The sequence below is a fragment of the Pantoea sp. Cr_R13 genome (assembly GCF_029222565.1).
GTDB classification, from domain to species: Bacteria; Pseudomonadota; Gammaproteobacteria; order Enterobacterales; family Enterobacteriaceae; genus Pantoea; species Pantoea eucalypti.
The window spans coordinates 1-779 of the sequence record NZ_JARHXL010000010.1 but is presented as its reverse complement, the minus strand read 5'-3'; the positions used below and the strand labels follow the sequence as shown (position 1 = coordinate 779).

1 rRNA gene is annotated in these 779 nt (G+C 53.0%); it reads right to left on the bottom strand.

The features are described 5' to 3' along the window. A 23S ribosomal RNA gene (locus tag P2R09_RS06295) occupies positions 1–779 on the bottom strand; the annotation flags it as partial.

Genomic DNA, 779 nt, shown 5'->3' with positions numbered 1-779 from the left:
CATGGTTTAGCCCCGTTACATCTTCCGCGCAGGCCGACTCGACCAGTGAGCTATTACGCTTTCTTTAAATGATGGCTGCTTCTAAGCCAACATCCTGGCTGTCTGTGCCTTCCCACATCGTTTCCCACTTAACCATGACTTTGGGACCTTAGCTGGCGGTCTGGGTTGTTTCCCTCTTCACGACGGACGTTAGCACCCGCCGTGTGTCTCCCGTGATAACATTCTCCGGTATTCGCAGTTTGCATCGGGTTGGTAAGCCGGGATGGCCCCCTAGCCGAAACAGTGCTCTACCCCCGGAGATGAGTTCACGAGGCGCTACCTAAATAGCTTTCGGGGAGAACCAGCTATCTCCCGGTTTGATTGGCCTTTCACCCCCAGCCACAGGTCATCCGCTAATTTTTCAACATTAGTCGGTTCGGTCCTCCAGTTAGTGTTACCCAACCTTCAACCTGCCCATGGCTAGATCACCGGGTTTCGGGTCTATACCCTGCAACTTAACGCCCAGTTAAGACTCGGTTTCCCTGCGGCTCCCCTATACGGTTAACCTTGCTACAGAATATAAGTCGCTGACCCATTATACAAAAGGTACGCAGTCACCCCCATAAAGAAGGCTCCCACTGCTTGTACGTACACGGTTTCAGGTTCTGTTTCACTCCCCTCGCCGGGGTTCTTTTCGCCTTTCCCTCACGGTACTGGTTCACTATCGGTCAGTCAGGAGTATTTAGCCTTGGAGGATGGTCCCCCCATATTCAGACAGGATACCACGTGTCCCGCCTTAC